The organism is Streptomyces virginiae (genome assembly GCF_041432505.1).
Taxonomy (GTDB): Bacteria; Actinomycetota; Actinomycetes; order Streptomycetales; family Streptomycetaceae; genus Streptomyces; species Streptomyces virginiae_A.
The window spans coordinates 2,288,503-2,310,176 of record NZ_CP107871.1; the positions used below are offsets into that span (position 1 = coordinate 2,288,503).

Genomic DNA, 21,674 nt, shown 5'->3' on the forward strand with positions numbered 1-21,674 from the left:
CCGATACCTTCCCCGAGAACGCGACAGCCGGGGCACGATCCGTGCCCCGGCTGCCTACGTTATGCGGTCAGGCTCTCACTTCGCGGACTGCTGCCGCTCCACGGCGGCCTTCACCAGGCCGGCGAACAGCGGGTGCGGGCGCGTGGGGCGCGAGCGCAGCTCCGGGTGGGCCTGGGTGGCCACCAGGTAGGGATGCACCTCGCGCGGGTACTCGACGTACTCGACGAGCTTGTTGTCCGGGGAGGTTCCGGAGAAGACGAGGCCCGCCTTCTTCTCCAGCTCGCCGCGGTAGGCGTTGTTGACCTCGTAGCGGTGCCGGTGGCGCTCGTCCACGTACGCCTCGTCGCCGTACACCTCGCGCACGATGGAGCCCTCGGCGAGCTTCGCCGGGTACATGCCCAGACGCATGGTGCCGCCCAGGTCGCCCGCGCCCTCGACGAAGGCCAGCTGCTCCTCCATGGTCGAGATGACCGGGTTCGCGGTCGAGGCGTCGAACTCGGTGGAGTTGGCGTCCTCGATGCCCGCGAGGTTGCGCGCGGCCTCGATGACCACGCACTGCAGACCCAGGCACAGGCCGAGCAGCGGGATCTTGTTCTCGCGGGCGTAGGTGATCGCGCCGACCTTGCCGTTGACGCCGCGGTCGCCGAAGCCGCCGGGCACGCAGATCGCGTCCACGTCGCCGAGCACGGCCGCCGCGCCGGCGGGGGTCTTGCAGTCGTCGGAGGTGACCCACTTGATCTGGACCCGGGCCTTGTTGGCGAAACCGCCGGCGCGCAGCGCCTCGGTCACCGACAGGTAGGCGTCGGGCAGGTCGATGTACTTGCCGACGAGCGCGACCTTGACCTCGTGGTCGGGGTTGTGGACCCGGTCGAGCAGGTCCTCCCACACCGTCCAGTCGACGTCGCGGAACGGCAGGTCGAGCTTGCGCACGACGTAGGCGTCCAGGCCCTCGGTGTGCAGGACCTTCGGGATGTCGTAGATCGACTTGGCGTCGATCGCCGCGACGACGGCCGCCTCGTCCACGTCGCACATCAGCGAGATCTTGCGCTTGATGGAGGTGGGGACGTCACGGTCGGCGCGCAGCACGATCGCGTCGGGCTGGATACCGATGTTGCGCAGGGCCGCGACCGAGTGCTGGGTCGGCTTGGTCTTGAGCTCACCGGAGGGGCCGATGTACGGCAGCAGCGAGATGTGCACGACGAAGACGTTGTCGCGGCCGACCTCGTGGCGGACCTGGCGGACGGTCTCCAGGAACGGCAGCGACTCGATGTCGCCGACGGTGCCGCCGACCTCGGTGATGACGACGTCGACGTCGTCGGTCGCCATGCGGCGGATGCGGTGCTTGATCTCGTTGGTGATGTGCGGGATGACCTGCACCGTGTCACCGAGGTACTCGCCGCGGCGCTCCTTGGCGATGACCGTGTTGTAGACCTGGCCGGTGGTGACGTTGGCCGAGCCGTCCAGGTCGACGTCGAGGAAGCGCTCGTAGTGGCCGATGTCCAGGTCGGTCTCGGCGCCGTCGTTGGTGACGAACACCTCGCCGTGCTGGAACGGGTTCATCGTGCCGGGGTCGACGTTCAGGTACGGGTCGAGCTTCTGCATCGTGACCCGAAGACCGCGCGCCTTCAGCAGCGCACCCAGGCTGGAGGCCGTCAGGCCCTTGCCGAGGGAGGAAGCGACACCCCCGGTGACGAAGATGTGCTTGGTCGTCATGGATTTGGGCGGCATCGCCAAGAGGGGGCTCCCGTGGTCGCGAGGTGAGGTGCGTCCGGCGCCGGTCACCGTCGATCCGGAAGGGTCTCAGGGGGCGCCGAAGCTGCGGTTTCGGGGCTCCTGATTCGCACAGGCAGACCACCGGTCCACGGGGTACCAGCCTATCAGCGCCCGGCGGGGTCCGCCTCCGGGCACGCGGCGCGCCCGCTCCGTCCGGGGGCGCCCGAGTGCGCCGGGGCGGCGAAGCCGCTGCTCACCCGTTCGGCCCAGCCGCATTCTTCGGGGGGTCACGGAGATCACTAGGGTGCCGTCATATCCTGCTCGGATATTGCACACATCACCGCCGGGCAGTCCGTCGGACGGCCTAACCGAGCCGATATACGGAATCATGGGCTCACGCGGAGATCCCTGCACACAGGAGACCGCGCAACCGCGCAATGCAAGCGCCCTTCGGGGCGGACGTGGCCGTTCGACTGGAGATGCACGTGTCCGGGCGCATCGAGGATTACGCACTGATCGGGGACATGCAGACCGCTGCACTGGTCTGTCGGGACGGGGCGGTGGACTGGCTGTGCCTGCCACGCTTCGACTCGCACGCCGTGTTCGCGAGCATTCTCGGCACCGAGGAACACGGGTTCTGGCGGATCGGCCCGTCGTTCCCGGCCGGGACCGAGGCCCCGCGTGCCACACGCCGCCGCTACCGCGGTGACTCGCTGGTGCTGGAGTCGGAGTGGGACACCCCGCGCGGCAAGGTCCGCGTGATCGACTTCATGCCGCCGCGCGAGGACCACGCGCCGCAACTGATCCGCATCGTGGAGGGCATCAGCGGGCGGGTGCCGATGCGCTCGGCGCTGCGGATGCGCTTCAGCTACGGGCGGGTCGTGCCGTGGGTGCACAAGGTCGACGGGCGCACCGTGGCCGTCGCCGGCCCCGACTCGGTCTGGCTGGACGCCGACGCGCAGACCTACGGCGAGGACCTGACGACGTACTCCGACTTCACCGTCGGACCGGGCGACCGGAAGGCCTTCAGCATCAGCTGGCAGGCCTCGCACCGCGACGCGCCCGAGACCCCCGACGCCGAGGCGGCCCTGGAGTCGACCACCGACTTCTGGCGCGAGTGGGTCGAGCAGTGCACGTACCACGGTCCCTATCGGGAGGCCGTGATCCGCTCGCTGATCACCCTCAAGGCCCTCACGTACGGCCCCACGGGCGGGATCGTGGCCGCGCCGACCACCTCCCTCCCCGAGGAGATCGGCGGGGTCCGCAACTGGGACTACCGCTACACCTGGCTGCGGGACGCGGCCATCACCCTCTCCTCGCTGCTGCGCACCGGATACCGCGAGGAGGCCCGCGCCTGGCGCGAGTGGCTGCTGCGCGCGGTCGCCGGCGACCCGGAGAACCTGCAGATCATGTACGGGATCGCGGGCGAGCGGGAGCTCGGTGAGACCGAGCTGGACTGGCTGCCCGGCTACGAGGGTTCCACCCCGGTCCGCGTCGGCAACGGCGCCGCGGGCCAGCTCCAGCTCGACGTGTACGGCGAGGTCACCGAGGCCCTGCACCTGGGCCACATGACCGGGCTCGCCCGCAGCGACTACGCCTCGCTGCTGCAGCTCAAGCTGATCCGCTACCTGGAGACCCACTGGGACCAGCCCGACGAGGGCATCTGGGAGGTGCGCGGCCCGCGCCGCCACTTCGTGCACTCGAAGGTGATGGCCTGGGTGGCCGTGGACCGCACGATCAAGCTGATCGAGAGCGGGGACGCGGACGGCCCGCTGGAGCGGTGGCGCGAGCTGCGCGACGAGATCCACCAGGACGTGTGCGAGAAGGGCTACGACAAGGAACGCAACACCTTCACCCAGTCGTACGGGTCGAAGGAGCTGGACGCCTCCCTGCTGCTGATCCCGCAGATGGGCTTCCTGCCGCCGGACGACAAGCGGGTCATCGGCACCATCGAGGCGATCCAGCGCGAGCTGTCCACCCCCGACGGTTTCATCCTGCGCTACCCGACGGCGGGCGACGAGGCCGGCGTGGACGGCCTGGAGGGCGACGAGGGAGCCTTCCTGGCCTGCTCGTTCTGGATGGCCGACGACCTGGCGATGATCGGCCGCGTCGACGAGGCGCGGCGGCTGTTCGAGCGGCTGCTGTCGCTCCGCAACGACCTGGGTCTGCTCGCGGAGGAGTGGGACCCGCGGCTCCAGCGGCAGGTCGGGAACTTCCCGCAGGCCTTCAGCCACGTTCCGCTGATCGACACGGCCCTGCGGCTGACGGCCAGCGGGGCGTACGGCGGGTAGCGGCGCGCCCGGGGCGCGGACCGATCTCGCCGCGCCCCGGTGATCGTCCGCGCCTACGCTGGAAGGGTCCTATGCCCTCCCTCCGGTGGAAGGGGGCAGCCATGGCTCCCCTGTCGAAGGCGGGCGCGGCCCTGACCGCGCTCCGCGAGGACCTGTCCGGCGAGGTCTTCGCCCCGGAGGATCCGGGGTACGACGAGGCCCGGACCCTCTTCAACGCGATGATCGACCGCAGACCCGCCGTGATCGCCCAGTGCGAGAGCACGGCGGACGTGGTGACGGCCGTGCGTTTCGCGCGGGACCTGGATCTGAACATCGCCGTGCGCGGCGGCGGGCACAGCGTGGCCGGGATGTCCCTCAACGACGGCGGCCTCGTCGTGGACCTGCGGCGGATGCACGAGGTGACGGTCCATCCGGCGGCCGGGGCGGCGCACATCGGGGGCGGGGCCACGATGAGTCACCTGGACCGGGCCTGCGCGCCGTACGGCCTGGCGACGACCGGCGGCCGCGCCTCCACCACGGGCGTCGGCGGTTACGTCCTGGGCGGCGGAAGCGGCTGGCTGGACCGGAAGTTCGGCCTGGCCGTGGACAACCTGCTCGGCGTGGACCTGGTCACCGCCGAGGGCGAATCGGTCCACGCGACCGCGGAGGAGCATCCGGAGCTGTTCTGGGGGCTGCACGGCGGCGGCGGGAACTTCGGCATCGCCACCTCGCTGACCCTGCGGCTGCACGAGCTGCCCGCCATGTCGATCGCGTTCCTGCTGTACCTGCCGGAGCGCGGGCCCGAGGTGGTCCGTACGTACCGGGACGTCATCGAGGCGGCCCCGCCCGAGGCCTCGGGCGCCGCGCTCTACCTCACCGGCCCGCCCGAGGAGTTCGTCCCTGCGCACCTGGTCGGCCGGCTGCTGGCCGGGGTACTGCTGACGTACGCGGGCCCCGAGGACGAGATGCGGGGGCTGGCCGAACCGCTGCTGGCGATCCCCCACGAGTCGGAGATCGTCACGGCCATCCCGTACGCCGATCTCCAGTGCATGATCGACGACCCGCCGGGGATGCGGAACTACTGGTCGGCGGAGTACCTGACCGGCTGTCCCGACGCGTTCGTGGACGCCTTCTGCACCCGCGCCGAGTCCATGCCGGTACCGACCGGCACCCAGCACCTGGTCTTTCCGCAGGGCGGCGCCATCGCCTCCGGTCCGACCGACTACCCGGTGCCGTACCGCGACGCGCCGTGGGCGGTGCACCCGTTCGGGATCTGGGAGGACCCGGCCGACGACGAGCGCTGCCGGCAGTGGGTCAAGGACGTCCGCGCCGACGCCCGGCCGTGGAGCACCGGCGCGGTCTACCTCAACTTCACCGGGGACGAGGGCGCGGAGCGGGTGGTCTCGGGCCTCGGCACCGAGAACATGCGGCGGCTGGGCGCGTTGAAGCGGCAGTACGACCCGGACAACGTCTTCCGCTTCAACCACAACATCCAGCCCGCCTGACGATGGGCACCGGTGTGCCGGTAGCGTCCCGCGATATGGAAAACCAGGGCGGAATCACGGTTCAGCGGGCACTGGAACTGCCGGGGCTGCGCGGCGGGCTGCCGGAGGTGGTGGCCTGCGCCGACCGTCTGGGGCGGACCGTCCGTTGGGTGCACGCGGGCGAGGTCCCGAACATCGCCTCCCTGCTCAAGGGCGGTGAGTTGCTGCTGACCACGGGCCTGGGGCTCGGCACCCGGCCGGCCGAGCAGCGTGCCTTCGTACGCCGGCTCGCGGACCGTGGGATCGCCGCCCTGGTGGTCGAGCTGGGCCCGCGCTTCACCCGGCTGCCCGCCACGATCGTGGAGACCGCACGCTCGGCGGGGCTGCCCCTGGTCCAACTCCACCGGGAGGTCGCCTTCGTCGCGGTCACGGAGGAGGTCCACACCGAGATCGTCAACCACCACTACGCCCTGCTCCAGCGGGCCGAGGAGGTCCACCGCCGCTGTACGGAGGCCCTGCTGGGCGGTGGGGGCATCCCACAGGTCCTGCGGATCCTGGCGGACTTCACGGGGAACCCGGTCTTCCTGGAGACCCCCGACGGGCAGCTCCTGTACGCCGCCGGCAGCGCGGCGGGGGACGCGGGCGCGGACCCGCTCCAGGTGTGGGAGGGCCTACGCGGCCAGCGCGAGGCCGAACCCGCCACGAACACGGTGGTGGTCGACGTCCCGGGCGGGGGCCACGGAACCGGCTCGGTCCGGGCCCGGGTGGTCCTGGTCGGGGTCTCGGCGCCGCTGCTCCCGGTGCACCGCATGGCGGCCGAACGCACGGCGGGCGTCCTGGCCGTCGTCCTGATGCAGGCGCGGCAGGAGGAGGAGCTGGCGGCGCGCGGCCACGGCGACTTCCTGACGGACCTCGCGGAGGGTCGGATCTCGGCGGACGACGCCCCGGCCCAGGCCCGCGTCCTCGGCTTCAAGCCGGGCGGCGGTCCGCTGCTGCCGGTGGTGATGCGGCTGGGCTCGGACCTCGGGCCGTCCGGGAACTGGGCCGTCCTGGCCCGTGCCGTGCTGGAGGAGCTGTCGTCGGTCGGCGTCCCGGTCCTGCTGGGTGTCCGCCCGGTCGAGGGCCGGGTGCCGCTGCTGGTCTCGCTGCGCGCGGAGTCGGAGCGTACGGCGGTGGCGGACCGGGTCTCGGCCGCACTGCGGGCGGGAGTCGAACGCGCGGGCCTGGACCGGGCCGATGCGCCGCCGGCGGTGGTCGTCGGCGTGGCGGGTGGCTGGGCGGCCGCCTCGGCGGGCCTGCGGCATGCCGCGGAGACCGCCACGGCGGCCCACGGCCTGCCGGCCCGCCCCTGGTACGACGCCCGGCGCCTGGACATCGACCTGCTGCTGTGGCGGCTGCGCGAACACCCCGACCTGGCGGCCTTCGTGGACCGCGCGATCGGCCCGCTGCGTACGCACGACACGACGTCCCGGCCTCCGCTCCTGCCGACGCTGGAGACGTACCTGGCCCACGCGGGCCGCAAGGCGGAGACGGCGCGGGAGCTGCACCTGAATCGGCAGACGCTGTACAACCGGCTGGCCCGCATCTCGGAGCTGCTGGGCACGGACCTGGACGACCCGGAGACGGTCCTCTCCCTGAGCCTGGCCCTCCGCGCCCGCCGCCACACCCTTTCCTGACGCGCCACTCGCACGCCTCGGCCCTGGCGGGCCTCCCCGGCTTCGCGCCGCTGCGCCGGACTCCGTCCGTCGACGCCCGGGCGGGGGACCGATGCCCTGCGGGGCTGTCCCCTACCCGCCCTTCCACCGTTCCCCGGGCTCCGCCCGGACCCGCGCCTCGATCGCCGGCGGGGCTCCGAAGGAGCCCCGCCGGGAGGCTAGCGGCGGGTGCGTTCCATCAGTTCGTCGTAGACCGACAGGACCTGCGCGACCGTGTCGTCCTCCGACGGCCACGTCGCGGCCTGCGCGCGCCCGGCGGCCGCCAGTGCCGCCCGGCGGTCCGGGTCGGACAGCAGGCCCGTCACGGCCGAGGCGAGCGGCCCCGCCTCGCCCGGCGGGACCAGGACCGCGCCCTCGCCCACCAGCTCCTGGACACCGCCCACCGTCGTGGCCACCAGCGGTACGCCCGCCCGCAGGGCCTCCTGCGCGAGCAGGGCCCGCGCCTCCCACCGGCTCGGCAGGACCGCCAGGTCCGCCGCCGCCAGCAGCTGTGCCGCGTCCCGGCGGCGCCCCAGCAGCCGTACCGGCAGCCCCTCGGCCTCGATCCGCCGGGAGAGCTCCGCCCGGAGCGGCCCCTCCCCCGCGATCACCAGCAGCGGCGCCGGGTCGAGGCCGCGCCACTCCCGTGCCGCGTCGAGCAGGACCGAGTACCCCCGGTGCGGCACCAGGCTGCCGACGGCGATCAGCAGCGGTCGTTCCACCGCTCCGAGTTCCGCCCGCACCTTGCCGGGGTCGGCCGCCGTCTCCGGACCGCCCGCCGGGTCGGTCGGTACCGCCACGGGGGCCAGTCGCGCGTCCTTGGCGCCCCGCCGCCGTGCGACGTCCACCTGGTCCGAGGAGGCCCCGAGCACCACCGCCGCGGCGCGGGCGACGTGCCGTTCCAGCATCCGGCTGAGCCGCCCGAGCGCTCCGGCCGCCGTCGGACCCTCGCCGTGCCAGCTCACCACCAGCGGCACCCGGCGCCCCCGTATGGCCAGGGCGGCGCGCATCCCGGCGCGTACGCCGTGCGCGTGCACGAGGTCCGCGCCGGCGCAGGCGGCCCGCAGCACGCTGACCGCGTCGGGGGCGAACTGCGCCCCGGCGCCGGTGAAGTCGTACTCCCCCTCCGCCTGGACGGGCGCGCACACCGTGACCCGTACTCCGCGCGCGGCGAGGCCGGTCGCGAGCGAGCGTACGTGCGCGCTGTTGCCCGCGCCCGCACCGGTGCCGAGTACTTGCACGGTGCGCAGCGGCGGCCGGCCGTAGGGCTGGGCCGGAAGGGAGGTGGAGACCGGGGAGCTGCTCACGGGCCGAAGCTCCAGGGTGAGGGAGTCAGAGACGTCGCCAAGGATGCCAGTCCGCACGCGCGTTCCGGGACCATACGGGTGCGGATCCCGTACGAGATACCGCAGGATGCCCCTCAGCCTCACCCACACGGACGATCCCGAGGCCGTCCCGGATACGGCGAAGGGCCCGGAACGCCGAGCGTTCCGGGCCCTCACGGTCGTCCGGCTCACGCGTCCGCGCGCGCCGCCGCCAGCAGTTCCTCGGCGTGCGCCCGCGCCGAGACCGAGTCCTCGTGGCCGGCCAGCATGCGCGACAGCTCGCGGATCCGGTCCTCGCCCTCCAGGACGGTGACCCCCGAGCGCGTGACGGAACCGTCGTTGGTCTTCTCGACGAGCAGCTGACGGTCCGCGAAGGCCGCCACCTGCGGCAGGTGCGTGACGACCACGACCTGCGCCGACTTGGCCAGCTTCGCCAGCCGCCGGCCCACCTCGACCGCGGCCTTGCCGCCGACGCCCGCGTCGACCTCGTCGAAGAGGTAGGTGGGTACGGGGTCGGAGCCCGCGAAGACGACCTCGACGGCGAGCATCACCCGGGACAGCTCACCGCCGGAGGCGCCCTTGGCGATCGGCCGCGGCTGGGCTCCGGGGTGCGGGGCCAGCAGCAGTTCGACCTCGTCCGTGCCCGAAGGGCCGTAGGCGACGGGGCGGCCGTCGACGTCCACCCCGTCGGGGTCGTCCGTCTGTCGGACGTCGATGGTCACGCGGGCGTGCGGCATCGCCAGCGAGGCCAGTTCCTCCGTCACCGCGGAGGCGAAGCGGGTCGCGGCCTCCACCCGGGCGTCGGTCAACGCCTGTGCCAGCAGGGACAGTTCGTCGCGCAGTCCGTCGCGCTCGGCGGTCAGTTCGGTGATCCGCTCGTCGTCGCCGTCCAGTTCGAGCAGCCGTGCCGCGCCCTGTTCGGCCCATTCCAGTACGGCGTCCACGGTGCCCTCGGAGCCGTACTTGCGGGTGAGCTGCGTCAGGGCGGCCCGCCGCTCCTCGACGGCGGCCAGGCGCAGCGGATCGGCGTCGAGGTCGTCGGCGTAGCCGGCCAGTTCCCCGGCCACGTCGGACAGCAGGATGCCCAGCTCCCCGATCCGTTCGGCGAGTGCGCCGAGGGCCGGGTCGTGGGAGCGTACGGATTCCAGCGCCCGGTGGGCGCCCGCGACGAGCATGTTGGCGTCGACGGCCTCCGGGTCCTCGGGGTTGCCCGCGAGCGCGGCGTGGGCCAGCTGCGCCGCCGAGGCCAGCGATTCGGCGTGCCCGAGCCGTTCCGCCTCGGCCGCGAGCTCGGCGTCCTCGCCGGCCACCGGTTCCACGGCCGCGATCTCGTCCAGGCCGAAGCGCAGCAGGTCGGCCTCCTGGGCGCGTTCCCGGGCCCGGGTGGTGATCTCCTCCAGCTCGACGGCGACCGCGCGGAGCCTGCGGTAGGCCGAGCCGTACTTCTCCAGGGGGACGGCGACGGCGTTCCCGGCGTACCGGTCGAGCGCCTGCCGCTGCCGGGCGGGGCGCAGCAGCCCCTGCTGGTCGGTCTGCCCGTGTACGGCGACCAGGTCGTCGGCGAGTTCGGCGAGCAGGCCGACGGGCACGGAGCGGCCGCCGACGTGGGCGCGCGAGCGGCCCTCGGCGGAGACGGTCCGGCTGATCAGCAGGGCGCCGTCGTCGAGCTCGGCGCCGGCCTCCTCGGCGCGTACGGCGGCGGGGGCGTCCGGGCGCATGACGATGCGGCCCTCGACCACCGCCGCTTTGGCCCCGATCCGCACCAGGGCGGGGTCGGCGCGACCGCCGAGCAGCAGCCCGAGGCTGGTGACGACCATCGTCTTGCCCGCGCCGGTCTCGCCGGTCACCGCGGTGAATCCGGGCGACAGCTCGACCACCGCGTCGTCGATGACCCCGAGCGACCGTATCCGCATCTCCTCAAGCACGGGACGACGATACCGAGGTTTCATGGGTGCCATGTGACGTCACCCGTCCCGAGTTCTCCGAACGCATGTGCTATTCACACTCTCCCGGCCGAACTCCCCCTCGCGCCACGGGACTAGGCGCCGGGAACCTTTTCGAACCCGGTCCGGCTTGCGGGCGACAAGTGCGGCATTCGCGCCCGCCGCGTCCAGCGGCAGGACCTCGACCGACCCGAATCCGGCGTCGGCCGGCCGGCCGCGGTACTCGGCGTAGTAGCCGCACGGCTCCGGCCCCTCCCTCAGTCACCTGTTCACGCAGGCGTTCTGGGCTGCCCCCGCACGGCGTGTTCGCCCGGGGCCGCTTCGAAGGTCCGCAGCCACCCCCCGCTCCGTGATCCCCGTCCGTCAGTGCGGCGCGCCGCGCCACCCCGACACCGGCAGCGCGAACTTGGCGACGAGCCGGTCCGTGAAGGACGCGTGGTGCAGCCGGGCGAGCCGCACGGGCACGGCACCCCGCCGTACCTCGACCCGCGCCCCGGCGGGCAGCTCCAGCGTGCGCCGCCCGTCGCACCACAGCACGCCGTGCGGAGTCCCGTTCTGCACCTCGACCGCCAGGACCGAGGTCGGCGAGGTCACCAGCGGCTTCGCGAACAGCGCGTGCGCGCTGATCGGCACCATCAGCAGCGCCTCCACCTCCGGCCAGACCACCGGCCCGCCCGCGGAGAAGGCGTAGGCCGTGGAGCCCGTCGGGGTGGCGCAGACGATCCCGTCGCAGCCGAAGCCGGTCACCGGGCGCCCGTCGATCTCCAGGACCACCTCCAGCATCCGCTCCGGGGACACCTTCTGGACCGCGGCCTCGTTCAGCGCCCAGTCCCGGTGGACGACGTCGCCGTTCGTCCGCACGATCACGTCGAGGGTCATCCGCTCCTCGACCTCGTACGAGCGCGTCACCACCCGGTCCACGACCTTGTCCAGGTCGTCGCGTTCGGCCTCGGCGAGGAACCCCACCCGGCCCAGGTTGACGCCCAGCATCGGCACCCCCGAGGCGCGCGCGAACTCCGCGCCCCGCAGCAGGGTCCCGTCACCGCCGAGCACGATGAGCAGCTCACAGCCGTCGAGAGCGCCCGGGGTGAACTCGGTGACCAGCTCCACCTCGGCGGGCAGCGGCAGGTCCACCGCCTCGTGCTCCATGACGCGCACGCCCAGCCCGCATCTCAGCAGACCCTGCACCACCAGCTCGGCGCTGCGGATGGCCGCCGGCCGTCCGGTGTGCGCGAGCAGGAAGACCGTCCGCCCTTCCCCCGAAAGCCCGGCACTCGAACTCGAACCCGATCCCGCTGTACCCGATGAATCTGTCACTGCGGCCCCTCCGCCACTGCACGGTCAACATCCGCCGGGTCGAGGGCCGGTGCCCCCGCCCGAAGCCACAGAAAGTACTCGACGTTCCCCGACGGCCCCGGCAGCGGACTCGCCGTCACGCCGAGAACACCCAGTCCGAGCTTCGCCGCCTGCGCCGCGACCTCGCGCACGGCCTCGGCCCGCAGCTCCGGGCTGCGCACCACGCCACCGCTGCCCAGCCGGTCCTTGCCCACCTCGAACTGCGGCTTGACCATCAGCACCAGGTCCGCGTCCGGCGCGCAGCAGCGCACCAGCGCCGGCAGCACCAGACCGATGGAGATGAAGGACAGGTCGCCGACGACGAGGTCGACGGGAAGCCCGTCGAGCTGCTCCACCGTCAGCTCGCGCACGTTCGTACGGTCCTTGACCGTGACCCGGTCGTCGCTCTGCAGCGACCAGGCCAGCTGCCCGTAGCCGACGTCCACGGCCATCACGTGGGCCACTCCCGAGCGCAGCAGCACGTCGGTGAACCCGCCGGTGGAGGCGCCGGCGTCCAGCGCGCGGCGGCCCTCGACGACCAGCCCCTGCGGCTGGAAGGCCGCCAGCGCGCCGGCCAGCTTGTGGCCGCCCCGGGAGACGTAGTCGGGGTCGCTGTCGTCCTTGCGGACCACCAGGGCCGCGCTGGTCTCGACCTGGGTGGCCGGCTTGGTCGCGGTGGTGCCGCCCACGGTCACCCGGCCCGCGGCGATCAGCTGCGCGGCGTGCTCGCGCGAGCGGGCCATGCTGCGGCGTACCAGTTCGGCGTCCAGGCGGCGGCGTGCCACTCCTGCCACGTTCGGTTCAGCTCCTGTTTTCGTACGGTCCGGGGACGGGCGGTGCGTCCAGCGCGGTCAGCGCCTCACGCAGCCCCTGGTGGACATCCTCGTACACCTCGACGTGTCCGTCCGCCGCGAGGTGGTCGGCGTCCGCCAGCCGCGCCAGGTGCGCGTCCACTCCGGCGTGGCCGGTGGGCGTCCGTACGACGCCCAGCGCCACGGGCCCGGCGGGCTCGTCGGGCTCGGCGGGCTCGGCGGCTGCTTCGACTGGCGGGTCGGCGGCTTCGTCGGTCATGCCCCGACGCTACCCCGAAGCGCTCCGCGACCACGCATGGCTCTGCGGTACGGTCGTGATCACGATGGCTACGATCCAGGAGTGCCGTGAAGCACTCGACAACCTCTCCGGCAATCTCGCACGGGCCGACGACGGCGTGCGCGGCGCGGCCGCGTTCGACCGCTCCCTGAGCTGCCACATCACCGACCTCGACCAGACGTTCACGGGTCGCCTCGACGCGGGCCGGATCCGGGTGGACGCGGTCGCCCCGGGCCCGCCCGCGAAGAAGGCGGAGATCCGGCTCACGATGACGGGCGACGACCTCGTGGCCCTGGTCGCGGGCGAGCTGAAGTTCGCGAAGGCCTGGGCCACGGGCCGAGTCAAACTCGAAGCCGGCTTCCGCGACCTCCTCCGCCTCAAATCGATGCTCTAGCCATGTCCAGCCCCGCCGGCGTTTGAGCCCCGGTCTTCTCAGCCCCGCCGGCGTTTGAGGCGCGGGGGTCCGGGGGCAGCGCCCCCGGCAACGGCGCCGCACCCGGCACCCGAGAACCGCACCCCGAGCCGGAGGCTACTCGGCCCGGGCCACCGCACGGGCCTTGCGCGCCGCCGGAACCACCAGCGGCGTTCCCGTCTCCGGATCCGGGATCACCTGGCAGCGCAGCCCGAACACCTTCTCCACCAGCTCCGCGGTGACCACCTCCGCCGGCGGCCCCTCCGCGACGACCTTCCCGCCCCGCATCGCGATCAGATGCGTCGCGTACCGGGCCGCGTGGTTCAGGTCGTGCAGCACGGCCACCAGCGTCCGCCCCTGCGTCTCGTGCAGTTCCGCGCACAGGTCCAGCACATCGATCTGGTGCTGGATGTCCAGGTACGTCGTCGGCTCGTCGAGCAGCAGCAGCGGCGTCTGCTGGGCCAGCGCCATCGCGATCCACACGCGCTGCCGCTGCCCACCCGACAGCTCGTCCACGGCCCGGTCCGCGAGCTCGGCGACCCCGGTCGAGGCCATCGACTCGTTCACGATCCGCTCGTCCTCGGGCGACCACTGCCGCAGCAGCCCCTGGTGCGGGTACCGGCCGCGCGAGACCAGGTCGGCCACCGTGATGCCGTCGGGCGCGATCGAGGACTGCGGGAGCAGGCCCAGGGTCTTGGCGACCTTCTTCGCGGGCATCGACCCGATGGCCTGCCCGTCCAGCAGCACCCGCCCGGTGGACGGCTTCAGCATCCGCGACAGGGCCCGCAGCAGCGTGGACTTGCCGCAGGCGTTGGGGCCGACGATCACCGTGAAGGAGTTGTCGGGGATCTCCACCGACAGGTTCTCGGCGATGACCCGCTGGTCGTAGCCGAGGGTCACGTTCTCCGCGGTCAGCCGCTGCACTTGGGTACTCCTCATGAGGTTCATATACGTCCCGCCTTGCGCTCGGTGACGAGCAGCCAGAGCAGGTAGACACCGCCGACGAGGCCGGTCACCACACCCACCGGCAGCTGGTCGGCACCGAAGGCCCGCTGCGAGGCCCAGTCGGACACCATCAGCAGCACCGAGCCCATCAGGGCGGCGTTCACCAGGTTCCCGCCGGGCGAGCGGGTCAGCCGCCGGGCCAGCTGCGGCGCGGCCAGCGCGACGAAGCTGATGGGCCCGGCCGCCGCGCTCGCCGCGGTGGTGAGCAGGATCGCCGCGAGCATCAGCAGCAGCCGTGTCCGCTCCACCCTCACCCCGAGCGCGTACGCGGCGTCGTCGCCCATCTCCATCATCCGCAGGGCCCTGCCCTGTCCGAGGATCAGGGGGAAGAGCACCGCGCACACCGCGAGCAGCGGCCAGACCTGTGCCCAGTCCCGGCCGGCCAGCGAGCCGGTCAGCCAGACCATGGCCCGGGTGGCCTCGATCAGCTGGGCCTTCGTGATCAGGTACTGGATCACGGCGATGAGCATGGCGGAGGCGCCGATGCCGACCAGCACCAGCCGGTAGCCCTGGATGCCCTGCTTGTAGGCGAGCAGATAGACGGCGGCGCCTGCCAGCACACCGCCGACGAGTGCGCCGACGGCCACCTCGGTGGCGCCGCCCTTGAACAGGATGATGACGACGAGCGCGCCGACCGCCGATCCGTATCCGAAGCCGAGCATGTCCGGGGAGCCGAGCGGGTTGCGGGAGACGGACTGGAAGACGGCTCCGGAGATCCCGAGCGCCGCGCCGACGAGCAGCGCGACCAGGGCCCGCGGCAGCCGTAGGTCGTTGACGATGAAGTCGGTGGCGGGGGTGCCGTTGCCGAGCAGGGTCTGTACGACGTCCCACGGCGCGATCTCGAAGTCGCCGGTGCCGATGAGCACGACGGACATCGCGAGCGCCGCGACGGTCAGCAGGACGCCGACGGCCAGGGCGCGCCGTTCGACGCGCAGCGAGACCCCGCCGGGCAGGCGCAGCGGACGGGGTCCGGGCCGGCGGCCCTTGCGCGGGGTGTCGGTCACGGTTCCGGTCGACGTCTCGGTCGCGGTCGCGGTCGCGGTCACAGCTGGGCCATCCTCTTGCGCCGAACCAGGTAGATGAAGACCGGGCCGCCGATGAGCGCGGTCACGACGCCGACCTGCAGTTCGGCGGGCCGGGTGACGACCCGGCCGATGATGTCGGAGCCGAGCAGCAGGACCGGCGACAGGACGGCGGAGTACGCGAGCACCCAGCGCATGTCGGGACCGGTGAAGGTCCGGACGAGGTGCGGGACCATCAGCCCGATGAACACGATGGGGCCGCAGGCGGCGGTCGCCGCACCGCACAGCAGGGTGATGGCGACCATGGCGCCGATCCGGGTCCGCGTCAGGTGCGCGCCGAGCGCCCGTGCCGTGTCGTCGCCCATCGCCATCGCGTTGAGCGGCCGGCCCAGTGCCAGCGCGAGCACCGCGCCGACGAGCAGGAAGGGGGCCACCTGTCGGACGGTGTCGATGTTGGCCGAGGCGAGCGAACCCACCGTCCAGAAGCGCAGCTTGTCCAGCGCCTTGCTGTCCATCAGCTGCACGGCGTTGATGTAGCCGACGAGCGCCGCGCTGGCGGCCGTACCGGCGAGGGCGAGGCGGACCGGGGTGGCGCTGCGGCTGCCGCCGAGCACGTACACGAGGACCGAGACGAGGGCGGCGCCGAGGAAGGCCCACCACACGAACTCGCTCAGCGAGCTCGCGCCGAAGAAGCTGATCGCGGAGACCACGGCGGCCGCGGCACCGGCGTTGACGCCGAGGATGCCTGGTTCGGCCAGCGGGTTGCGGGCCAGCGCCTGCATGACGGCACCGGACAGGCCGAGTCCGAGTCCGACCATCAGACCGAGCAGGGTGCGCGGGATCCGCAGGTCCCGCACCACCACGTCGTTGGGCGTTCCCGCGTAGGCGAACAGGCCGTGCCAGACCTCGTCCAGGGACATCTGCTTGGCGCCCACGGCGATGCTCACGACGGCGACCAGTGCCAGCACCGCGAGAGCGGCGAGCAGACCGGCGGCGCGCGCGGCGTGGCGCGGGCGGGCTACGGCGGCGTCGGCGCCCTTGTCGGGCGCCGCGCTCCGTTCGGGTTCAGGGGGACTCTCGACCAACACGCAGGTTAGGCTAACCTACCCTCCGCACGGGCGGGTCCCCCGGACGGCCTAAAGACCCAGCCTGGCCAGTGCCTTCGCCGCGTCGAGGGTGCAGACCCCGTCGCCGGCCGCCGTCCAGGCCGCCGCGCACAACGCCCGCAGCCCGTCGAGCGGATCCCCCGTCCCTCCGGTCTCCGCGCCCTGCCCTGTCTCCCCGTTCTCCCCTGTCTCTCCGTTCTCCCTGAGCTCCAGCACGCCGCCGTTCGTCGCGACCGCCGTCCAGCCGCCGCAGCGGAAGCCCTCCGCGAACGGCTCCACCTCCGGCTGCCCGGACAGCAGCCCCCGCAGATCCCGGTCCACATAGGTCGGACGGTGCCGGGGCTCGGCCCGCAGCAGCTGCTCGGCGTCCGTGACCCCGGTCAGCACCAGCAGCGAGTCCACCTCCCCGTTGAAGGCACCCTCGATGTCGGTGTCCAGTCGGTCCCCGACCACCAGCGGCCGCTCCGCCCCGGTCCGCAGCACCGTCTCCCGGTGCATCGGGGGCAGCGGCTTGCCCGCCACCTGCGGCTCGGCGCCCGTGGCGATCCGTACGACCTCCACCGCGGCCCCGTTGCCGGGCGCGATCCCCCGCACCCCCGGGATCGTCAGGTCGGTGTTGGACGCGAACCACGGCACGCCGCGGTTGATCGCGTACGAGGCTTCCGCGAACCGTCCCCACGGCAGGTCGGGACCCCCGTACCCCTGGACGACCGCCGCGAGCCCCTCCTCCTCGGCCGAGTCCACCGGCACCAGGCCCCGCTCGCGCAGCGCGACCCGCAGCCCGTCCCCGCCGATCACCAGCACGTTCGACCCCGGCTCCACCTGCTCAGCGATCAGCCGGGCCACCGCCTGCGCCGAGGTGATCACCTCGGCCGCCTCCGTCGGGATGCCCAGCTCTCCCAGGTGCTGCGCGACCGCGTCGGGCGTCCGCAGCGCGTTGTTCGTGACGTACGCGAGGTGCATCCCGTCCGCCCGGGCCGCGGCGAGGGACTCCACCGCGTACGCGATGGCCTCACCGCCCGCGTACACCACCCCGTCCAGGTCCAGGAGGGCGGTGTCGTAGGCCTGGTGCAGACTCTGCTCACTCGCCGCGGGACTGGTCCTGTTCTGCCGGGTCATCCTGTCCGCTCCTCATGAGATCGACCTTGTCCGATTCCGTACTCCCCCGATCATCCCGCATGGCGAGACGGGTCTTACCATGCACCAATGACCACATCTGGTACCGCGGAGCATGGGCTGCGCCTGATCCCGTTCCATGGCCTGCGCTACGTCCCCGAGCGTGTCGGCAGCCTCGCCGCCGTCACCTCGCCGCCGTACGACGTGGTCGTGCGCCCCGACGGAGTCGACCACCTCGAATCCGCCGACCCGCACAACATCGTCCGCCTGATCCTCCCCCAGGCGGGTACTCCGGCCGCGCGCAACGAGCAGGCCGCGCGCACCCTGCACGACTGGCTCGCCGACGGCATCCTCAGCGCCGACCCCGAGCCCGCGCTCTACGTGTACGAGCAGCGCCGGGCCGGTCTGCTCCAGCGCGGCCTGATCGGCGCCCTCGCCCTGTCCGCCGCCGACGCGGGCATCGTCCTGCCGCACGAGGACGTCATGCCGGACGTGGTCACCGACCGGGCGGGCCTGATGCGGGCGACTTCCGCCAACCTCGAACCCCTCCTGCTGACCTACCGGGGCGACGACCCCGGCACGGGAGCGGCCGCGGTCGTCGAGCGGACCGCCCAGCTCGCCCCCCTCCTGTCGACGACCACCGAGGACGGTTTCCAGCACCGCCTGTGGGCCATCACGGATCCGGCCGAACTCGCCACCGTCACGGCGGACCTCAGCCACCGCCAGGCCCTCATCGCCGACGGCCACCACCGCTGGGCGACGTACCTGCGCCTCCAGGAGGAGCACGGCTCCCCCACCGCCTGGGACTTCGGCCTGGTCCTCCTCGTGGACACGGCCCGCTATCCGCTCCAGGTCCGCGCCATCCACCGGATGCTGCGCCGCCTCCCGGTGGCGGACGCCCTCGCCGCCGTCGACGGCCACTTCCGTGTCCGTCCGGTCGACGGGCCGCTCCCGCTGGCCCTGGACGCCCTCGCGGACGCCTCGGAACGCGGCAACGCCTTCCTCCTCGCCGGTGACGGTGCCTTCCACCTGGTCACCGACCCCGATCTGGCGCTCCTCGACACCACGGTCCGCCACGACCGGCCCGAGGCCTGGCGCCGGCTGGACGCCACCGTCCTGCACGCGACCCTGCTCGACGCCCTCTGGCACATCCCGGACGCCCCGGACCAGATCACGTACATCCACGACGCCGCGTCCACCGTGGCCATGGCCGAGCGGCACGGAGGTACGGCGGTGCTGCTGCATCCCGTACGCGAGGAAGTCGTACGGGACCTGGCCCGCCAAGGCGTCACCATGCCCCGCAAGTCCACGTCCTTCGGACCGAAACCGGCCACGGGCCTGGTCCTGCGCGGCCTGCGCTGATCTCCTCCGGACATGAAGAAGGGCGGTACCCCGGTCGGGGTACCGCCCTTCTTCATGTCACCGTGCCTCAGGCCTTGTCGTCCTCGACATCGGCGTCGGCGTCGGCCGCGGACTGCTCCAGCGGCTCGTACTCCTCGTCGTCCTCGTCGTAGTACTCGGCGACGTCGGAGGCGCGCTCGGCCGCTGCGATCTCCGCGGCGTCCTCGTCCTCGTCGTCGTCCTCGTCCTCCCGGTCCTCGTCCCGGTCCTCGTCCCGGTCCTCGTCCTGGTCCTCGTCATCGGCGAGGTCGGACAGGTCGATCGAGGCGTCGACGAACTCGACACCGTCGAGCTCGGCGAGACGGTCGGAGGCGTCGGTGGACCCGTCCTTGTCCGCCTCGAGGGTCTTGGCGAACCACTCGCGCGCCTCGTCCTCACGACCGGCCGCCAGCAGGGCGTCGGCGTAGGCGTACCGCAGGCGCGCGGTCCAGGGCTGGACGGAGCTGGAGGCCAGCTCCGGGCTCTGCAGGGTCACGATGGCGGCTTCGAGCTGCCCCTGGTCCCGCCGGGCACCGGCCGCGACGAGACGCATCTCGACCTGACCGGCCTTGTCCAGCTTCTGCACCTCGGGCTCGCCGGCCATGGCCAGTGCCCGCTCCGGACGGCCGAGGCCGCGCTCGCAGTCGGCCATGACGGGCCACAGCTCGACGGAGCCGGTCATGCGCTTGGCGGCACGGAACTCCGCGAGGGCCTCGCTGTACTTCTGCGTGGCGTACGCGGCGAAGCCGGCGGCCTCGCGGACGGCGGCGACGCGGGAGGCCAGGCGCAGGGCGATGCGCGAGTACGCGTACGCCTGCTCGGGCTCGTCGTCGATCAGTCGCGCGACCATGACGAGGTTCTTAGACACCTCTTCGGCCAGGCCCTTGGGCAGGCTCAGCAGCTCCTGACGCACATCGGCGTCGATCTCGAAGCCGGTGACGTCGTCGTCGATCGGAAGCCGCTTGACCGGGTCCCGGTCGCGGTCCGCGCGGAAGTCGCGGTCGCCGCCACGGTCATCGCGGCCACGGTAGCCACCACGGTCACCACCGCGATCGTCACGGCCACCACGGAACCCGCCACGGTCGCCACCGCGGTCGTCGCGGCGCGGGTAGGACGGGCGGTCGCCGCCACGGTCGCCACGGTCGTCACGGCCGCCACGGTACCCACCGCGGTCGTCGTCACGGCGCGGGTACGAGGGACGGTCGCCACCGCGGTCGTCACGACGGAAGCCGCCACCGCCGCCGGCACCGCCGGAGGGACGGCCGCCACGGTCGTCGTCGCGACGGGGGTACGAGGGACGGTCGCCGCCACGGTCGTCACGGCCGCCACGGAATCCACCGCGGTCGTCGTCACGACGGGGGTACGACGGGCGGTCCCCGCCACGGTCGTCACGACGCGGGTACGAGGGGCGGTCGCCGCCACGGTCGTCACGACGGAAACCGCCACCGCCGCCGCCGGAGGGACGGCCACCACGGTCGTCGTCACGGCGCGGGTACGAGGGACGGTCCCCGCCACGGTCATCGCGACGGGGGTACGAGGGACGGTCGCCGCCACGGTCGTCACGGCCGCCACGGAATCCACCGCGGTCGTCGTCACGACGGGGGTACGACGGGCGGTCCCCGCCACGGTCGTCACGACGCGGGTACGAGGGGCGGTCGCCGCCACGGTCGTCACGACGGAAACCGCCACCGCCGCCGCCGGAGGGACGGCCACCACGGTCGTCGTCGCGACGCGGGTACGAGGGACGGTCGCCACCGCGGTCGTCGCGACGGAAGCCGCCACCGCCGCCGCCGGAGGGACGGCCGCCACGGTCGTCGTCACGGCGCGGGTACGAGGGACGGTCCCCACCACGGTCATCGCGACGCGGGTAGGACGGACGGTCGCCGCCACGGTCGTCACGGCCGCCACGGAATCCACCGCGGTCGTCGTCACGACGGGGGTACGAGGGACGGTCCCCGCCACGGTCGTCACGACGCGGGTACGAGGGACGGTCGCCACCACGGTCGTCACGACGGAAACCGCCGCTACCACCGGCGCCGCCGGAGGGACGGCCACCACGGTCGTCGTCGCGACGCGGGTACGAGGGACGGTCCCCGCCACGGTCGTCGCGGCGCGGGAAGGACGGGCGGTCGCCGCCACGGTCGTCGCGACGGAAGCCGCCACCGCCGCCGGCACCGCCGGAGGGACGGCCGCCACGGTCGTCATCGCGACGCGGGTAGGACGGGCGGTCGCCACCGCGGTCGTCACGGCGGAAACCGCCGCCACCACTGGAGGGACGGCCACCACGGTCATCGCGGCGGAAGCCGCCACCGCTGCTGGACGGCCGGCCGCTGGCACCACGGTCGTCACGACGGAACGGGGGACGGTCGCCACCACGGTCGTCACGGCCCCCGCGGTAGCCGCCCCTGTCACCGCCGTCGTTGCGCCGAGGCTCGCGCTCCGGACGATCGTCGGGAGAGTTGGACATGGGTGTGACTCCTGTCTTCGGGGTACCGCTAGTCATTCTCGCGCAACCAACCCATGGCCGCGCTTCGGCGTAAAGAGGTGAAAAACAAAAAGGACCCTTGGTCCAGCGTTGAACGCTGGACCAAGGGTCCTTTGAAAGATTGTTCGGCGGCGTCCTACTCTCCCACAGGGTCCCCCCTGCAGTACCATCGGCGCTGAAAGGCTTAGCTTCCGGGTTCGGAATGTAACCGGGCGTTTCCCTAACGCTATGACCACCGAAACCCTATCGGTTTCGAGCGAACAAGCACACTTTGTAGTTATGTTCTAGCTCTAGA

16 protein-coding genes, 1 rRNA gene and 1 pseudogene are annotated in these 21,674 nt (G+C 72.8%); 5 read left to right on the plus strand and 13 right to left on the minus strand.

Translation table 11 applies throughout. From position 1 onward, the window contains the following. Window positions 1–75: 75 nt before the first annotated feature. The gene (locus OG624_RS10740; RefSeq protein WP_033224951.1) at window positions 76–1,728 is read right to left on the minus strand and encodes a CTP synthase; all 1,653 of its coding nucleotides are present in this window, start codon (window positions 1,726–1,728) and stop codon (window positions 76–78) included. A gap of 464 nt (window positions 1,729–2,192) precedes the next feature. Between OG624_RS10740 and OG624_RS10745 the strand changes: the two genes are divergently transcribed. From OG624_RS10745 to OG624_RS10755, 3 genes are all read left to right on the plus strand, one after another. Further along, a complete protein-coding gene (locus OG624_RS10745; RefSeq protein WP_033225010.1) occupies window positions 2,193–4,004 on the plus strand; it encodes a glycoside hydrolase family 15 protein in 1,812 nt (603 codons plus the stop codon). 101 nt (window positions 4,005–4,105) lie between these two features. Beyond that, window positions 4,106–5,488 carry an FAD-binding oxidoreductase gene (locus tag OG624_RS10750; protein ID WP_033224950.1) on the plus strand — a complete coding sequence of 461 codons (1,383 nt, stop codon included), beginning with the start codon at window positions 4,106–4,108 and terminating at the stop codon, window positions 5,486–5,488. A 35-nt stretch (window positions 5,489–5,523) separates the two neighbouring features. Further along, window positions 5,524–7,143 carry a PucR family transcriptional regulator gene (locus tag OG624_RS10755; RefSeq protein WP_371639363.1) on the plus strand — a complete coding sequence of 540 codons (1,620 nt, stop codon included), beginning with the start codon at window positions 5,524–5,526 and terminating at the stop codon, window positions 7,141–7,143. A gap of 197 nt (window positions 7,144–7,340) precedes the next feature. Here OG624_RS10755 and OG624_RS10760 read toward each other — a convergent pair whose 3' ends face one another. The 5 genes from OG624_RS10760 to OG624_RS10780 all read right to left on the minus strand — a co-directional run bounded on the left by OG624_RS10760 (window position 7,341) and on the right by OG624_RS10780 (window position 12,835). Next, complete coding sequence (locus tag OG624_RS10760) at window positions 7,341–8,468, minus strand: glycosyltransferase family 4 protein (protein WP_371587541.1); 1,128 nt, start codon at window positions 8,466–8,468, stop codon at window positions 7,341–7,343. Window positions 8,469–8,674: 206 nt separating this feature from the next. Next, on the minus strand, window positions 8,675–10,399 hold the full coding sequence (gene recN / locus OG624_RS10765) for a DNA repair protein RecN (protein WP_161288415.1): 1,725 nt from the start codon (window positions 10,397–10,399) through the stop codon (window positions 8,675–8,677). A gap of 393 nt (window positions 10,400–10,792) precedes the next feature. Beyond that, window positions 10,793–11,746: an NAD kinase gene (locus tag OG624_RS10770; protein WP_282916539.1), complete on the minus strand. Its 954-nt coding sequence runs from the start codon at window positions 11,744–11,746 to the stop codon at window positions 10,793–10,795. Continuing rightward, window positions 11,743–12,558, minus strand: coding sequence for a TlyA family RNA methyltransferase (locus tag OG624_RS10775; protein WP_033224946.1), 816 nt, complete (start codon window positions 12,556–12,558; stop codon window positions 11,743–11,745). The genes OG624_RS10770 and OG624_RS10775 overlap by 4 nt, the downstream gene beginning before the upstream one ends. A gap of 7 nt (window positions 12,559–12,565) precedes the next feature. Then, window positions 12,566–12,835, minus strand: a complete 270-nt coding sequence (locus OG624_RS10780) for a hypothetical protein (RefSeq protein WP_371639364.1) — start codon at window positions 12,833–12,835, stop codon at window positions 12,566–12,568. Window positions 12,836–12,899: 64 nt separating this feature from the next. Here OG624_RS10780 and OG624_RS10785 point away from each other — a divergent pair, with 64 nt between their 5' ends. Next, the gene (locus OG624_RS10785) at window positions 12,900–13,247 is read left to right on the plus strand and encodes an alkyl sulfatase C-terminal domain-containing protein (RefSeq protein ID WP_371587542.1); all 348 of its coding nucleotides are present in this window, start codon (window positions 12,900–12,902) and stop codon (window positions 13,245–13,247) included. Between the two features lie 135 nt (window positions 13,248–13,382). Here OG624_RS10785 and OG624_RS10790 read toward each other — a convergent pair whose 3' ends face one another. Genes OG624_RS10790 through OG624_RS10805 form a run of 4 tightly spaced genes read right to left on the minus strand, consistent with a single transcriptional unit; the run spans window position 13,383 to window position 17,517 of the window. Then, on the minus strand, window positions 13,383–14,189 hold the full coding sequence (locus OG624_RS10790; RefSeq protein ID WP_033224944.1) for an ABC transporter ATP-binding protein: 807 nt from the start codon (window positions 14,187–14,189) through the stop codon (window positions 13,383–13,385). A gap of 20 nt (window positions 14,190–14,209) precedes the next feature. Beyond that, window positions 14,210–15,274 carry a FecCD family ABC transporter permease gene (locus tag OG624_RS10795; protein WP_051763739.1) on the minus strand — a complete coding sequence of 355 codons (1,065 nt, stop codon included), beginning with the start codon at window positions 15,272–15,274 and terminating at the stop codon, window positions 14,210–14,212. A gap of 38 nt (window positions 15,275–15,312) precedes the next feature. Beyond that, window positions 15,313–16,380, minus strand: a complete 1,068-nt coding sequence (locus OG624_RS10800; protein ID WP_352165574.1) for a FecCD family ABC transporter permease — start codon at window positions 16,378–16,380, stop codon at window positions 15,313–15,315. 48 nt (window positions 16,381–16,428) lie between these two features. Beyond that, window positions 16,429–17,517 carry an HAD hydrolase-like protein gene (locus OG624_RS10805; RefSeq protein WP_371587543.1) on the minus strand — a complete coding sequence of 363 codons (1,089 nt, stop codon included), beginning with the start codon at window positions 17,515–17,517 and terminating at the stop codon, window positions 16,429–16,431. Window positions 17,518–17,604: 87 nt separating this feature from the next. On the opposite strand from OG624_RS10805, the gene OG624_RS10810 reads away from it, so the two are divergent. Next, on the plus strand, window positions 17,605–18,876 hold the full coding sequence (locus tag OG624_RS10810; protein WP_051763734.1) for a DUF1015 family protein: 1,272 nt from the start codon (window positions 17,605–17,607) through the stop codon (window positions 18,874–18,876). A gap of 67 nt (window positions 18,877–18,943) precedes the next feature. Here the strand turns inward: OG624_RS10810 and OG624_RS10815 are convergent, their stop codons facing one another. The 3 genes and pseudogenes from OG624_RS10815 to rrf all read right to left on the minus strand — a co-directional run bounded on the left by OG624_RS10815 (window position 18,944) and on the right by rrf (window position 21,619). Beyond that, the gene (locus OG624_RS10815; RefSeq protein ID WP_371640848.1) at window positions 18,944–19,807 is read right to left on the minus strand and encodes a tetratricopeptide repeat protein; all 864 of its coding nucleotides are present in this window, start codon (window positions 19,805–19,807) and stop codon (window positions 18,944–18,946) included. 411 nt (window positions 19,808–20,218) lie between these two features. Further along, window positions 20,219–21,277 (minus strand): annotated as a pseudogene (locus tag OG624_RS10820) (hypothetical protein); the annotation flags it as partial. A gap of 225 nt (window positions 21,278–21,502) precedes the next feature. Then, window positions 21,503–21,619 (minus strand): 5S ribosomal RNA (gene rrf, locus OG624_RS10825). Between the last annotated feature and the right edge of the window lie 55 nt (window positions 21,620–21,674).